Below are 13,679 nucleotides of genomic sequence, written 5' to 3' on the forward strand. Positions count from 1 at the left end.
TCAATGGTGATCACTGTCCTCATCATGCTCATCGTCGTGGAAGCCATCGTGTTCTAGCTGAATGGTGCAATGGCCGATCTCGAAATTATGGCTGACGGATTCCGTGACCACATTGAGAATTTCTTGACCATTTGCGGCGCTGCTCTGAATCACCACGTGAACGCTCATGATGTTCTTGGCACTGGTGACAGACCACACATGCAGGTCATGGACTGCCTTGACTCCTTCGACTGCCAAAATGGTTTGCTCGACCTTCTCCAGGTCAATTCCACTCGGGGACGCCTTCCAACAGCACATTCAGGCTTTCCCTCAGCAGCGTCCAGGTTCTCGGCAGCACCCACAGGCCGATTCCCGCTGCTACCAGTGAGTCAATCCATGTCCAGCCTGTGATGCGAATGAGGATCGCGGCGATGATCACGCCCATCGATCCGAGCATGTCGCTCCAGACCTCAAGATAGGCACCTTTCATGTTGAGACTGTCTGAGCTTGCTGATGCCAATATCCTCATCGAGATAAGGTTCACGACCAGGCCCAGTACCGCGATGACCAACATGCCTGTTCAGACTCTGTCTGGTATTTGTGGGCAAAAAAAAAGCGCCCCTAAGGACGCTAAAAGATTCACCCGAACCAAAGGAGCTTTGGAGCTTCTAGAGGTGAATGATGTAGACGCAGTTGGTATCAGCTCTCTGATTTTCCAGATTCTTTTTTCGGCTTCGATTCTGAGGCATCGACCAGTTCTGAGGACTGTTCAGTTCGGCTGTTTTTTTCGCGAAGCTCTTGCTGCGCCAGTCTGAATTTTTCAGCAGCTTGCAGTGACCGATCGCTGCCGTCCTGAGCATTGGCGGCGGTAAATGACAATATCGCAGCGGCAAACGTAAGCGATTTCAGATAGTTCATGGCAGTGACCTTCTCGATACGTGGCAGTGCCTGATTCAGCCAAGGGCTGAGCACAGGGGGTAAGCCAGATGATCACTTTTCACGGCTAACGAGAGGATGATGCGAGCATTACAATGCCGTTATCTTTGCCGCAGCGAAAAAGGCATGTTGGGCCATGAAGACTAATTGTGCCCTGGCAGGTGCTTACACGTTCGCACCTGCCTGGAGTGCCGTCGTAGAGGTATCCCTTGGTGAGTAGACATGTGCTGCCCGGGGCCATAGCTGGATAGAGTGCTGGCTTCAACCAATTGGAGTGGTCAACGTACTGAGTTCCGGTGGGGGAGCTTGATTGCATGACCATTCATGTCAACTCATGCGAGCCTCCCTGAGGCCATTCTTTAACGGCACGCATTCATCCATTCCGAGAAACTTAACCATCGCACTTGCCAATACCTCCTAGCGCCGGATGTGATTGGTGCGCGGAGGTCTAGGAGCGCTAAGGTCTACTGTCTTTCCAGAAAATACCTGGCAGCGACCTGCCCTTATAACTACAAAAACGAGGAATGTGCGAATGAGTGAGTTTATAGGTGCAATGGAGAGCGGCGTCGCCATTATCGGCGCCGGCCCCGGTGGTATCGCGGCGGGAGCTGCTTTTACCCACCTAAAAGCAAGCTCACCGGTGCAGGCATCATGACTGTATCCATCGTGAGTGACCGCGGCCAATCGCCTGTTGCACCCACGCTCGCGGCTTTCCCGGTCAATCAATGGTATGTAGCTGCATTGGCCTGGGAACTGAAAGATAAACCACTGGCGCGAACATTACTGGGCAACCCCATCGTTCTGTTTCGTTGCGCTGACGGCTCGGTGGCGGCCTTGCAGGACCGTTGCTGTCACCGCGCGCTGCCGCTCTCCAATGGCACATTGGAGCAAGGCGGGCTACGGTGCGGTTACCACGGCCTGTTGTTCAATGCTCAGGGCAAGTGCATCGAGGTTCCAGGTCGGGAGCGGGTTCCGGGCAAGGCACTGGTACCGGCTTATGTGCTGCGAGAACAGGATCAGATCGTATGGATCTGGCACGGCAGTGAAGCCAATCCGCAACCCACCTGTGAACCGCCCTCTTATGCGGTGCACAACGATGAGCAGTACCTCTTTGAGGGCGATGTTTACCACTACGATGCTCCCTACCAACTGATCCACGACAATCTGCTGGACCTGAGCCATCTGGGTTACGTGCACCTGCGCACCATTGGTGGCAATGCGCGTATCCACATGAACGCCGAGATGAAAGTCGACAGTGATGAAACCAGCGTTACTGTAGTGCGGCATATGCTCGACTCTGTACCGCCTCCCACCTATACCGCAGCGTATCCCTTCACAGGCAACGTCGACCGATGGCAGGAAATCGAATTTCACATCAGTCATCTGCTCATCTGGACGGGCGCAGTGGACGCAGGTTCCGAGCCGATCGACGCACCCGAGCGAGGAGGTTTTCACATGCGCGGTTTTCACGGGGTGACACCGGAAACCGAGACGTCCAGCCACTATTTCTGGACCATGGCCACCAATCCCCCGACCAACGCGCAGGACGTAAAGGCCAAGGTCATCGAGCAGACTGCGCTGACGTTCGATGAAGACAAAGTCGTGATCGAAGCGCAGTACCGCAACATGCGCCAGTTTGGTCAGGCCCCGACCGTTGACATACATGTAGACGTTGGCGCGAACCGTGCGCGCCGAATCATCGAGCGGCTTCGGTCAGTCGACTAAGTGGTATCACCCGAATAAGCGAGGATTAAAACAACATGGCTTATCTGCGAAACACTTGGTACGTCGCCGCCTGGGACGAAGAGATCAAGGGGCAAGAGCTGTTCAGCCGGCGCTTGCTGGATGAACCACTGGTTTTCTTTAGAGAGCAGTCTGGCCAGGTAAAAGCACTGGCTGATCGCTGCCCTCATCGTTTCGCGCCGTTGTCCAAAGGCATTCTGTGCGATGACGCGGTGCGCTGCCCCTATCACGGGCTGGAGTTTGACGGGAACGGCCAATGCACTCGCAATCCCCACGGTAACGGCGCCATACCCAAGGCTGCTCAGGTCCGCGCGTATCCCGTCGTGGAAAAGTACAGCGTGATCTGGATCTGGATGGGCGAGGCTTCCAAGGCAGACGAATCGCTGATTCCTGATTTTTCTTGCATGGACCCACAGCGCTTCCATGTAGCCAAGCGCTACCTCCATGCCCGTGCTAACTACGTGCTTGAGTCCGACAACATCCTTGATCTGTCTCACATCCAGTACCTGCATCCCTCAACGCTGGGCAGCGCCGACGTCAGCGGTGCTATCACCAAGGTCGAGCAGGAGGGCGCTACGGTGTGGTCCTATCGCCAGACGGTGAACGAGATCATGCCGGCGTTTCTCTACGATGCGATGGGCATAGCACCCGACACACCCGTGGACCGCTGGACGGACGTGCGCTGGAACGCGCCCGCGAGCATGCTCCTCTTGGCCGGCGCGGTGCCCACGGGGCGACCTCGCAATGAAGGTCGGGAAACAGCGTTGCCCCATCTGTTTACCCCCGAAACTCAAACGACTACCCACTACTGGTTTTCGTTTCCAATGCCGGTAGAGATGGGCGAAATGGGCAAGCAGATTGCCGAAGGGCAAGCATCTGCATTGGCGGTGCCTTTTACCGAAGAGGACCTGCCAATGCTGGAAGCGCAGCAACTGGCCATGGGCGACAGCGATTTCTGGTCGCTCAAGCCTGTCCTGTTACCGGGCGATGCCGGTGCGGTTCGTGCACGGCGGGTACTCGATGGCTTGATTGCACAGGAACTCGAAGTGACACGGCAATAAAACCGCAATGCTGCAAACCAGAGGGCCGCTGTAATCACAGCGGCCCTCTGGTTTTGGGGGTACTGGAGGTTATTCCGGCTTGCCCCCTGGCATCCACTTCTCCCGATGCTGGAACAGGAAGTACTGGGAGGTATCGGCACTTGAGGGTTCGACACGCGGCGCCCAACTGTCGTCGTGCAAGTCCATGTCGGCGTCGTACTCCACGTGGCAGCCCAGTGGGCTGTTGAAGTACCAGAACCAGTTCGAACCGAGTTGGTGCCGCCCCGGGCCCCAGAACGACTCGTAGCCTTTTTCCACGAAGCGGGTGCCGGCCAGCATCACTTCGGTCGGCCCGGCCATGTGGAAGGTGAAGTGCTCGATGCCCTTCATGAATGGCGGGGTCTGAATGAAAAACAAGGTGTGGTGGTCCAGCGTGCCCGCAGGGCGCAGGAACGGCCCGGTGCCGATGAAACGGTCGGTGCAGATGAAGCCCAGGCGCGCGTAGAAGGCCTCGGCCTTGTCGGCGTCGGGTACGAAGTACACCACGTGCGACAGGCTGCGGGGCAGGGCGGGCATGTCGTTGCTGGCGCCCAGGCTGTTGATCTCGCGCAAGGTGGCCGAGCCCGGGGCGTTGCTGATTTCACCCGGCAAGGCCAGTTCGCGGCGCTGGGTGATGCGAAAGCCGAGAGCGAAGCCCATGTCGTCCACCGCGTGCAGCACACCGTCGTCACTGCGACTGACTTCGCGGTCCTTGCGCAACTCCACTTCGATGGCCTGCAGCGTGGCTTCGTCGGCCACGCCGTACACGGTTTCCCGCAGGCTGCTGGCGGTGCCCATGGCGGCGGGAAGGCTGGCGTGGTCGCGCGGGCGAATGATCACGCCCGTGCCATCCAGTGCCTCCAGGTAGCCACCTTGGGCGTCGACGTCGAGCGGCTTGAGGCCATAGTCGATCAGGTATTGCACGCAGGCGGCGACGTCGTCGACGCCGAATACCAGGTATTCCGGTCCGATTATATTCATCAGCTCTCTCTCTTGTTATGGCTCAGGCTGTACGGCCGCCCAAGGTTTCAGCGACCCAGTCAGCGATGTACTGGCCGGCGTTGATGCTGTTGTCGAAGCTGGAGTGCTGCACGCCACCTTCGCGTTCGGTGAAGATCTTCAACTCCCGTTGCGGGCTGTTGACCAGTTGCTCATAGGTGCGCTGCGCCCACTTCAGCGGGATCTGGCTGTCCTTCTCGCCGTGGGTCACCAGGAACGGCACTTTGATGCGGTCCAGCACGCCGTCCAGGTGAACGTTTTCGGCGATGGTCATGAACTCGTCGGTGTCCTTGGCGCCCCACACCCAGCACACGTGTTTCCAGTAGTGCGGCACCGGCAGGTTGCCTTCGTTGGCCAGGCGGCGCTTCTGCACGTCACGCCAATCATGGTTGGCGCCCCACACCACGCCGCAGGCGAAACGCGGTTCGAAAGCCACGGCGCGAGGGCAGTAGTAGCCGCCCAGGGACACGCCTTCCATACCGATGCGTTTTGCATCGATGTCATCTCGGCTTTCCAGCCAGTCGACAATGCGGCTGGCCCAATGCTCGCTGTCGTAGCGCGCGGTCAGGCCTTGCAGGCGCAGGGCTTCGCCGGTGCCGGGCTGGTCGACCACCAGCGAGGCGATACCGCGCTTGGCCAGCCAGGCCGGCAACCCCACGCGGTATTTCATCTCTTTGGTGGAGTCCAGGCCGTTGACTTGCAACAGTATCGGTGCGGGGCCATCGACACCTTCAGCGCGGGTATACAGGGCTGAGAGATGCGTGCCCTCATAGGGGATTTCGACCCGTTCGCAGTTCTCGGCCGACAGCGCCAGGCCGCGTGCGAAGGTATCGAGAAAACGCTGGTACAGGGCCTCGCGGGCGGGGGCGCCGTGGGCCTGGAGACGCTCGCAGGTGATGTAATAGGTGGCCGCCCGGTTGTATTTCTCGCCGGCCGAGAACAGCCGCCCGCGGGCTTCGTCTTCCTCGGCCAGGCTGCAGAGTTTGTCGGCCATTTTCGACCAGGTTTCGCGAAAGGCCTGTGTGCCGGTGGCGTCAGGGTGCTTGGCGCTTTCTTGCAACGGCGCACACATCTCCTCGATTTCGCCGATGCGGGCGCCCATCTCGATGGCCAGGTCTACGGATAGATTCCAGACGTAATTGGTAGGGAAATAGCGAAACATAGTTTTTATTGTCCTTTTGACTGTCCCAAGGCGCGGCCGCATCGCACAGTGCACAACGGCACGCGCACAGTTGTTGGGGCCGCTGGGCGAAACTCGCACGCCAGCAGGTAATCGACAAATTGCGAGTGCGGATGCTAGCCATCACAAATCGCGATGGGTGGCGGTTGGCCGCAAGGGGATGGCGTTATCAGGACTGCATCGGGGTCATTGCAGGGCAGGGGTTTCGAACGTACGGACCGTCTCCATGAGCTTGCCACGCAGCCACACCAGCATGGCGTCGCCTTCGAGGCTGCGATGCCAGGCCATGTACTCGCGCATGACCGGGATCTTCACCGGTGGCGGCAACAGCCGCAGCGGCAGCAACTGCGCATAGAGCGATGCCAGGCGACTGTGCATCGTGGCGATGCGCTGTGAGCCGATCAGCAGGTGCGGAATGGTGTTGAAGTCGTGCGTGATGACTTCGACTCGGCGCTTGCAAGCGTACTGGTGCATGAACCATTCCTCGATTGCTGGCGTGCGGCTGCGCCCGAAGGCGGCGGCGACATGCCCGAGTTCCAGGTAGTTTTCGAGGGTGAAGGGCTCTTTGATGCTGGTATTGCCCTCCCAGACCACGCACACGTGTTGCTCTTCGAACAGTAGCTGCGAAGGATGCTCGGCATTGATGTGCTGCTCGGGCGCGATCATCAGATCGATTTCCCCGCGCATCAGCATTTCGACCGCAGTTTCTCCGGGGCTCATGAGTTCGAACGTCACAGAGGGGGCATCAGCGTTGATGCGGTGGATCACTTCGGCGAAGAGCACGTTGATGAGGTAGTCGGAGGCCATGATGCGGAAGTGTCGCTTGCTTTGGCCAACGTCAAACACGGGCTTGGCGGCAATGGAGGTCTGGATCTTCAACAAGACCTCGCGCACCGGGATCTGCAGGTCCTTGCCCAGCAATGTGGGAGTCATGGTCCGTCCGACTTGCACCAGCAACTCATCCTCGAAATACGCCCGCAGCCTGCGCAGAATGCCGCTCAACGCCGATTGCGTCATGTGCAGGCGTCCAGCTGCACGGGTGATGTTCTGCTCTTCGAGCAAGACATCGAGCGCCACGAGCAAGTTGAGGTCCAGATGGTTGAATCGCATGGTATCAGGCTCATTGTTGTATTTATTTTTAAAATACTTTCCATGCCAACTCCCGATTAGTCAACGCTTCTTTTCCTGCTTATTGTCTGCCTCGTAGCCAGCGAGGTTCGCTCGCCAGTGTCAGTTTCGCAATTGGCTCAGTGCGTCGATTTCTTGTTGCTGAATGCCGAATAACAAAAACAAAAGGAACGCCTAATGAGCGAAATCAATAAGGTTCTGGTCGTGGGTGGGGGTATCGGCGGCCTGTGTGCCGCCATCGCTCTGCGCCGCGAAGGGGTACTCGTGGATCTGGTCGAGATCAAATCGGACTGGACGGTCTATGGGGTCGGCATCATTCAGCAGAGCAATGTGGTGCGGGAAATGGCGCGCCTGGGCGTGCTGGACCGCTATCTCGAAGCGGCCTACAGCTTCGAAGACGTCGGCATCTACGACCTGGAGGGCAAGCCACTGGCGCGCATTCCCGGGCAGCGTCTGGCAGGTCCTCAATACCCTGCCAATGTCGGCATTTCTCGTCTTGCCCTGCATAAGGTGCTGAGCAGCACAGCGATCGAGCTGGGGGCCAACGTTCGCTTGGGCATGAGTGTCGAGTCCATCGAGCAGGATGATGCAGGTGTAGACGTTACCCTCACCGACGGTACCCGCGAGCGTTACGCGCTGGTGGTCGGCGCCGATGGCGTCTACTCGAAAATCCGCGGGATGCTGTTCGGTGACAAATACAAACCGCGCTTCACAGGCCAGGCCGTGTGGCGCTACAACTTTCCCCGCGACCCCTCGATCGACCATCTGGCGAGTTATATGGGGCCGGGCGGCAATGCCGGGCTGGTGCCGCTTTCAAATGACCTGATGTACATGTTCTCCACCTCCCATGAACCTGAGAATCCCTGGTTTGCGCCTGAGCAACTGGCGCAGCTCATGCGCGACCGTATTGCCAACATTGGCGGGCTGGTCGGCAGCTTGCGCGAGCAGATCACCGATAGCAGCCAGGTGGTGTACAAGCCGATGGAAGTGGTGTTCGTCGATGAACCCTGGTTCAAGGGCCGGGTACTGCTGATCGGTGATGCCGCGCATGCCACCACGCCGCACCTGGGGCAGGGCGCTGGCATGGCCATCGAGGATGCGCTGCTGCTGAGCATGGAACTGGCCGGGGGCGGCAGCATGGCAGACAAGCTGCAACGCTTCATGGCGCGGCGGTTCGAACGCTGCAAGTTCATCAGCGAAAAATCGGTGCTGGCGGGGGATCGGGAAATGGCCCGGGATCAGACCTTCGACCGCATCGGCCTGACCAAGCAAATGCTCAAGCTCACCGCCGAGCCCATCTGAGCGCGGCGGGCCGGCGTCTCTGCTGCCGGACTGAGCGACCCCCTGAGCAAAACAGCAAGGTAGCGGCAATGATCGACGTTATTGTGACCCGCAAAATCCGTGAAGCCGAAGGTATCTTCAGCTTCGAACTCGCTCGCGCCGACGGCTCGGCACTGGTGCCGTTCAGCGCCGGCTCGCACATTGACGTGCATCTGGATTCAGGCCTGATCCGCCAGTACTCGTTGTGCAACCACCCTGACGAGCAGCATCGGTATCAGATCGGTGTATTGCTGGACCCCGCCACACGTGGCGGCTCCGAGGCCATGCATGCGCTTGAAGAGGGCAGCACGCTACAGATCAGTGAACCTCGCAACCTGTTCGCCCTGGCTCACGGAGCGAGCCGGTCACTGCTGTTCGCCGGCGGCATCGGTGTTACACCGATTCTGTGCATGGCTGAGCGCCTGGCCCAAATTAACGCGTCCTTCGAGCTGCACTATTGCGGTCGTTCAGCGTCAAGTGTCGCCTTCGCCGAGCGAATCCGCACTTCGAGCTTTGCCGGGCAGGCTCAGCTGCACTTCGATGATCAACCGGCAACCCGTCTGGATGCAGCCGCCGCCTTGGCGGGCTACAACACTGGCGACCATTTGTACGTGTGTGGGCCGGGCGGTTTCATGGCGTTCGTGCTCGAGCAAGCCCGGCAAGCGGGATGGCCCGAAGAGAGCCTGCACCGCGAGTATTTCGTTGCGCAGCCACCCAGCGCGAGTCAAATGGAGACCGGCAGTTTCGAGGTGGTGCTGGCCAGCAGCGGTCGGTCGCTGCGGGTGCCTGCCGACCGCACGGTGGCCGAGGTACTGCTCGAAGGTGGAGTCGATCTACCGCTGTCGTGCGAGGCGGGCATCTGCGGTACTTGCCTGACCCGAGTGCTGGAAGGCGAACCGGATCACCGCGACATGTTCATGACCGCCGCCGAGCAGGCGTTGAACGACCAGTTCACGCCCTGCTGTTCGCGGTCCAAAAGCCCGCGGCTGGTGTTGGACCTTTAGCTCATGAATACGTCGATGCTTTCGCCAAATCAGGCTGCCGACAAGGTCTACCTCTGCCCGCAGGATTCGATTGTGGAAGGCGGTGCGCGGGGGTTCGATCCGCACCTCAAAGGGCGCGACACCCTGTTGGTGGTCCGCTGCAAGGGTGCGTTCAGCGCGTGGCGCAATCTTTGTCCGCACCTGGACGTCGCCATGCAATACCGCAAGGACCGTTTCATGTCCGCAGACGGTCAGCACATCGTCTGCTATGCCCACGGCGCATTGTTTCGGCCAGACAGCGGGGTGTGCGTGCTGGGGCCGTGCCTGGGCCAATCCCTGCAACGCCAGACAATCACCGTGGATGAGCAGGGCGGTGTCTGGCTATGCACACCCTCTTCCCGCGACCTCATGCCATAACAACAAGAGAACCCCGCCATGCCCCGTATCCACGTTAACTGCAAGACCCTGTTCACCGGCCTCGAGGACACCGCGCGGCAACAGCAGCGCCTGGTGATCGAGAACGGCGTGTTTACCTACGTCGGCCCGCAGACCTCAGCGCCCGTTCCCGTGCCCGGTGAGGAGATCGTCGATACCGGCGAGCACTTCGTCATGCCGGGCCTGGTCGACGTTCACACCCATCTGGTCTTCGGCAACGCCAAGAGCGAGGAAGACGTCGACCTGCATGTCTCGCCCGAATTTCGAGCGTTGCGCGGGCTGTTCTTCACCCAGCATGTGCTGGCCGCCGGCTACACCTCGGTGGTGGTGCCCGGTGATGCCGGCCAGTGCAGCATCTCGGTACGCAACGCGATCAATGCCGGGATGTTTACCGGGCCTCGCATCGCGGCCAGCAGCAATGTGATCTCCAACCGCCAGAGCCTCAACGACTGGTTCCCCAGTTGGGTCGGCACGCCCGACTATTTCAGCGGCCGGCTGTGTGAAACCCGTGACCAGCAGCTGGCCGAAATTCGCCGGCAAGCCAAGGATGGCGTCGATCTGATGAAGATCGCCATGGATGGCCCGCATTTTCGTCCCAACGGCGAGCACATCGCGGCGTTTACCGAAGACGAGACGCGCTTCATGGTCGACGAGATCCACCGCCTCGGCAAAAAGGTCGCGGTGCACGCCTATGGCCGCGAGGCCGTGCTCTATGCCGCGAAGGCTGGCGTCGATGTGATTTTCCATGGGTTTTTCATGGATGACGCCTGCATCGAGGCGATGCTGCAATCGGGCAGCCACGTGGCGCCCACCCTGACCATGCTGGCCAACAACACCGAGTTCGCCGAACCGTACGAGGCGTCGACCAAGTCGGGTTATGCCGCCATGCAGCGGCGGGTGATCGAGGCGGGCTGTCGCAACTTACGTCGCGCCTTTGAGGCGGGCGTGCCGTTCATGACCGGTAGCGACAGCGGCTTCGCCATCACGCCCTACGGCGAATGGCATGCCCGGGAAATCGAGATTCTGGTCGACTGGATAGGCCTCACTCCGGCGCAGGCACTCCGGGCAGCGACCTCGGTGTCGGCCAGAATGATGCCGGCCACGCAGCAGGTCGGTGCGCTGGAGGTGGGCCGTCGCGCGGATTTCATCCGGGTCGATGGGTCACCGCTGGAGAACGTTGGCATCCTCCAGGACCGTCAGCATATCTGTGGCGTCTATCTGGGCGGCAAACGCATCGAAGCCCAGGTGCCGGGATACGACCCCAATCGGGTGACTGACTTCAATACGGTGAAATGGTCGGAGCTGCATACCCGTCAACGCGCCGTCGACCTGGGCAAACGCTCGCTCTCCAAGCTCAACCAGCAATGAGGTTGCACACATGACTCGACTGACCCTCGCGATTGCCGATCGCATGGCTGACGAAGCGTTGCGCGAAGGCGCCCGCCAAGGCTTTGCGCCCCTGTGCGTGGCGGTGCTGGACGCCGGCGGGCATCTGCTGGTGCTCAAGCGCGATGAGCGCGCCAGCCTGCTGCGCCCGCAAGTTGCCAACGGCAAGGCCAGTTCCGTGCTGAACATGGGCTTTGGCGGTCGCGAACTGGCCCGCCGCGCCGAGCGCATGCCGGCTTTCTTCGGCGCACTGAGCGATCTGGCGGGTGGCAACATGGTGCCGGTGCCGGGCGGCGTACTCATCCGTGACGAAAGTGGAGAGATCCTCGGCGCGATCGGTATTACCGGCGACACCTCTGACAACGACGAATGTTGCGCCCTGGCCGCCATCGCGGCGGTTGGGCTGAGCGCCGATACCGGCGACTGCTGATTCACCCTGATCGAACGCGCAACCGCTCCACTTTTGAGGTATGTCGCTTTGTGATACATCGCATCTCAAGAGTCGATTAGTCAAACGTCCCGATAAGCCCGAAGCTGTAGCCATCACCCTGCGCCCCCGTCGGCATCGGGTTACAAAAATAAGAAAATATTGAGGTACACCATGATCTCGAACACACCGTCTCCCGTCATTGCACCCCGTTGCAGGACCCCTCATCGGCAGTCAGTCGCCGGTATTTCCATGATTACGCGGCTCGCGTTCGGCGGGCATCCAGGCACCCTGTCGCGATAATACGCGTGCCACCAAAAGTGCTGTTCGTTACTACCAGACAGAACTTCGGTCCTACGGATAAAAACAAAAAAGAGGGATAGTCGATGGCCACTTCCGATTGGGCAGCGGTAAACCTGCGCCCGCAGTTTGTTCGTCACCCGCTGGTCTTTGCACTGGCGGCATTGTGCTCAGGCGTCTCGACCGTGCAGGCGTTCGATTTCGATACCGGCAACCCGGACATCCGCACGCGCTGGGACAACACCCTCAAGTACAGCTCGGCGTGGCGCACCAAAAGCCCGTCCAGCCAGCTCACCACTACCGGTGGCGGCGCGCTGAACGGTGATGACGGCGACCGCAATTTTGGCAAGGGCCTGATTTCGAGCCGACTGGACTTGCTCTCCGAGTTCGACATCAGCTACCAGAACTTCGGCGCGCGGCTCAGCGGCGCCGCCTGGTACGACGACGTCTACAACAAGAAGAACGACAACACCTCGCCCGGCACGGTCAACAGCACCTCCGTGGACTATGACCACTTCACCGACGCCACCCGCAAGCTGCACGGGCGCCAGGGCGAACTGCTCGACGCCTTCGTGTACGGCAAGGGCGAGCTGGGCGACATGCCGGTGTCCGGGCGCCTGGGCCAGTATGCGATGCAATGGGGCGAAAGCCTGTTCTACGGCATGAACGGTATCGCTGGCGGCATGGCGCCGATCGATGTAGTCAAAGGTATTTCGGTACCCAACACCCAGTTCAAGGAGTTGATCCGCCCCGTCAACCAGATGTCGGGGCAGCTGCAGCTCACCCCGGATCTGTCCGTAGGCGCCTATTACCAGTTCGAATGGGAAGCTAACCGCCTGCCAGGTTCGGGCAGCTACTTTTCTTCCTTCGATTCGATCGGCGCGGGCAATGAACGCTTGTTGGTAGGCGCGCCCTTGTTCCCCGGTGCCGGGCCGCTGGCGTTCTATCACGGTGCTGACAAGCAAGCCAAGGATTCGGGGCAGGGTGGCGTACAGATCAAATGGCGCACCGAGAATTACGACTTCGGTGTCTACGCGATTCGCTTTCACGACAAGAGCCCGCAGCTGGTCGTGACGCCTAACTTCGCCAACCTCAACCCGTTGACCGGTGAAGCCGGCTCCTACAGCTGGGCTTACCCAGAGGGCATCAAGGCACTGGGGGCCAGCTTCTCGACCACGGTGGATTCGTTCAACATCGCCGGCGAACTCTCCACTCGCTGGGACCAGCCTTTGGCCTCCACCAACGGGCGCACCTTGCTGCCCGGTGAGGCCGTGTCCAACAACGCCAGTGATGCCACCTATGCAACGGGGCGCACGTTGCACGCCAACCTGTCGTGGCTCGCCACCTTGAGCCCGAATTTCCTGGCGCAGGAAACCAGCTTTCTCGGCGAGTTCGCCTGGAACCGCACCCTGAGCGTCACCAGCAATCCCGATGCCGTGGACCACAACGCTGACCGCGACGCCTGGAGCTTTCGCACGGTGTACGAACCGATGTACCGCCAGGCGTTTTCCGGCATGGATATCAGCGTGCCGTTTGGCGTGAGCTACACCCACGGCGCCTCGGAATCGCTGGGCACGGCGTTCGGCAGCAATCGCGGTGGCGACATCAACATAGGTCTCAAGGGCAACTACCTCAACACCTGGAACCTGGGCCTCACCTACACCCACTACTACGGCCCGGCTAACACCTTCCTCGACGCCAGCAGCAACTACACCTTCGAACAATCGATGAAGGACCGCGATTTCGTCGCCTTCAGCGTGAGCCGAACCTTTTGAGCCTGGGAT

The 13,679-nt window shown here is 60.1% G+C and carries 12 protein-coding genes and 1 pseudogene; 8 read left to right on the forward strand and 5 right to left on the reverse strand.

From position 1 onward, the window contains the following. A pseudogene (locus AC3WJP_RS01155) lies at positions 1-559 on the reverse strand (cation diffusion facilitator family transporter); the annotation flags it as partial. A gap of 119 nt (positions 560-678) precedes the next feature. Beyond that, entirely contained in the window at positions 679-897 is a 219-nt protein-coding gene (locus AC3WJP_RS01160) for a hypothetical protein (protein ID WP_493719396.1), read from the reverse strand. Between the two features lie 669 nt (positions 898-1,566). Between AC3WJP_RS01160 and AC3WJP_RS01165 the strand changes: the two genes are divergently transcribed. Together AC3WJP_RS01165 and AC3WJP_RS01170 are read left to right on the forward strand one after the other, a co-directional pair. Next, positions 1,567-2,640, forward strand: coding sequence for a Rieske 2Fe-2S domain-containing protein (locus AC3WJP_RS01165; RefSeq protein WP_493719397.1), 1,074 nt, complete (start codon positions 1,567-1,569; stop codon positions 2,638-2,640). Between the two features lie 35 nt (positions 2,641-2,675). Continuing rightward, the gene (locus AC3WJP_RS01170) at positions 2,676-3,719 is read left to right on the forward strand and encodes a Rieske 2Fe-2S domain-containing protein (protein WP_493719398.1); all 1,044 of its coding nucleotides are present in this window, start codon (positions 2,676-2,678) and stop codon (positions 3,717-3,719) included. Positions 3,720-3,788: 69 nt separating this feature from the next. On the opposite strand, the gene AC3WJP_RS01175 is transcribed toward AC3WJP_RS01170, so the two are convergent. The 3 genes from AC3WJP_RS01175 to AC3WJP_RS01185 form a co-directional block, all read right to left on the reverse strand. Then, positions 3,789-4,718 (reverse strand): VOC family protein, encoded by a 930-nt coding sequence (locus AC3WJP_RS01175; RefSeq protein WP_493719399.1) that lies wholly within the window; start codon positions 4,716-4,718, stop codon positions 3,789-3,791. 22 nt (positions 4,719-4,740) lie between these two features. Then, positions 4,741-5,898, reverse strand: a complete 1,158-nt coding sequence (locus tag AC3WJP_RS01180) for an alpha/beta hydrolase family protein (RefSeq protein ID WP_493719400.1) — start codon at positions 5,896-5,898, stop codon at positions 4,741-4,743. Between the two features lie 204 nt (positions 5,899-6,102). After that, positions 6,103-7,026: a LysR family transcriptional regulator gene (locus AC3WJP_RS01185; protein WP_493719401.1), complete on the reverse strand. Its 924-nt coding sequence runs from the start codon at positions 7,024-7,026 to the stop codon at positions 6,103-6,105. Positions 7,027-7,221: 195 nt separating this feature from the next. Here AC3WJP_RS01185 and AC3WJP_RS01190 point away from each other — a divergent pair, with 195 nt between their 5' ends. From AC3WJP_RS01190 to AC3WJP_RS01215, 6 genes are all read left to right on the forward strand, one after another. Further along, positions 7,222-8,346 carry an FAD-dependent oxidoreductase gene (locus AC3WJP_RS01190; protein ID WP_493719402.1) on the forward strand — a complete coding sequence of 375 codons (1,125 nt, stop codon included), beginning with the start codon at positions 7,222-7,224 and terminating at the stop codon, positions 8,344-8,346. Positions 8,347-8,414: 68 nt separating this feature from the next. Then, positions 8,415-9,368: a PDR/VanB family oxidoreductase gene (locus tag AC3WJP_RS01195; protein WP_493719403.1), complete on the forward strand. Its 954-nt coding sequence runs from the start codon at positions 8,415-8,417 to the stop codon at positions 9,366-9,368. Between the two features lie 15 nt (positions 9,369-9,383). Continuing rightward, complete coding sequence (locus AC3WJP_RS01200) at positions 9,384-9,764, forward strand: Rieske (2Fe-2S) protein (protein WP_493719404.1); 381 nt, start codon at positions 9,384-9,386, stop codon at positions 9,762-9,764. 18 nt (positions 9,765-9,782) lie between these two features. Then, positions 9,783-11,150 (forward strand): metal-dependent hydrolase family protein, encoded by a 1,368-nt coding sequence (locus AC3WJP_RS01205; protein ID WP_493719405.1) that lies wholly within the window; start codon positions 9,783-9,785, stop codon positions 11,148-11,150. A 10-nt stretch (positions 11,151-11,160) separates the two neighbouring features. Continuing rightward, on the forward strand, positions 11,161-11,598 hold the full coding sequence (locus AC3WJP_RS01210) for a GlcG/HbpS family heme-binding protein (RefSeq protein ID WP_493719406.1): 438 nt from the start codon (positions 11,161-11,163) through the stop codon (positions 11,596-11,598). Positions 11,599-11,981: 383 nt separating this feature from the next. Beyond that, a complete protein-coding gene (locus tag AC3WJP_RS01215) occupies positions 11,982-13,670 on the forward strand; it encodes a DUF1302 domain-containing protein (protein WP_493719407.1) in 1,689 nt (562 codons plus the stop codon). Positions 13,671-13,679: the final 9 nt, after the last annotated feature.

The organism is Pseudomonas sp. GW821-FHT01A09, assembly GCF_058986725.1.

What these genes read in the sequence shown, in the direction of transcription:
- AC3WJP_RS01160 (WP_493719396.1), bottom strand. Translation starts at nt 897, where the DNA reads ATGAACTATCTGAAATCGCTTACGTTTGCCGCTGCGATATTGTCATTT.
- AC3WJP_RS01165 (WP_493719397.1), top strand. Translation starts at nt 1,567, where the DNA reads ATGACTGTATCCATCGTGAGTGACCGCGGCCAATCGCCTGTTGCACCC.
- AC3WJP_RS01170 (WP_493719398.1), top strand. Translation starts at nt 2,676, where the DNA reads ATGGCTTATCTGCGAAACACTTGGTACGTCGCCGCCTGGGACGAAGAG.
- AC3WJP_RS01175 (WP_493719399.1), bottom strand. Translation starts at nt 4,718, where the DNA reads ATGAATATAATCGGACCGGAATACCTGGTATTCGGCGTCGACGACGTC.
- AC3WJP_RS01180 (WP_493719400.1), bottom strand. Translation starts at nt 5,898, where the DNA reads ATGTTTCGCTATTTCCCTACCAATTACGTCTGGAATCTATCCGTAGAC.
- AC3WJP_RS01185 (WP_493719401.1), bottom strand. Translation starts at nt 7,026, where the DNA reads ATGCGATTCAACCATCTGGACCTCAACTTGCTCGTGGCGCTCGATGTC.
- AC3WJP_RS01190 (WP_493719402.1), top strand. Translation starts at nt 7,222, where the DNA reads ATGAGCGAAATCAATAAGGTTCTGGTCGTGGGTGGGGGTATCGGCGGC.
- AC3WJP_RS01195 (WP_493719403.1), top strand. Translation starts at nt 8,415, where the DNA reads ATGATCGACGTTATTGTGACCCGCAAAATCCGTGAAGCCGAAGGTATC.
- AC3WJP_RS01200 (WP_493719404.1), top strand. Translation starts at nt 9,384, where the DNA reads ATGCTTTCGCCAAATCAGGCTGCCGACAAGGTCTACCTCTGCCCGCAG.
- AC3WJP_RS01205 (WP_493719405.1), top strand. Translation starts at nt 9,783, where the DNA reads ATGCCCCGTATCCACGTTAACTGCAAGACCCTGTTCACCGGCCTCGAG.
- AC3WJP_RS01210 (WP_493719406.1), top strand. Translation starts at nt 11,161, where the DNA reads ATGACTCGACTGACCCTCGCGATTGCCGATCGCATGGCTGACGAAGCG.
- AC3WJP_RS01215 (WP_493719407.1), top strand. Translation starts at nt 11,982, where the DNA reads ATGGCCACTTCCGATTGGGCAGCGGTAAACCTGCGCCCGCAGTTTGTT.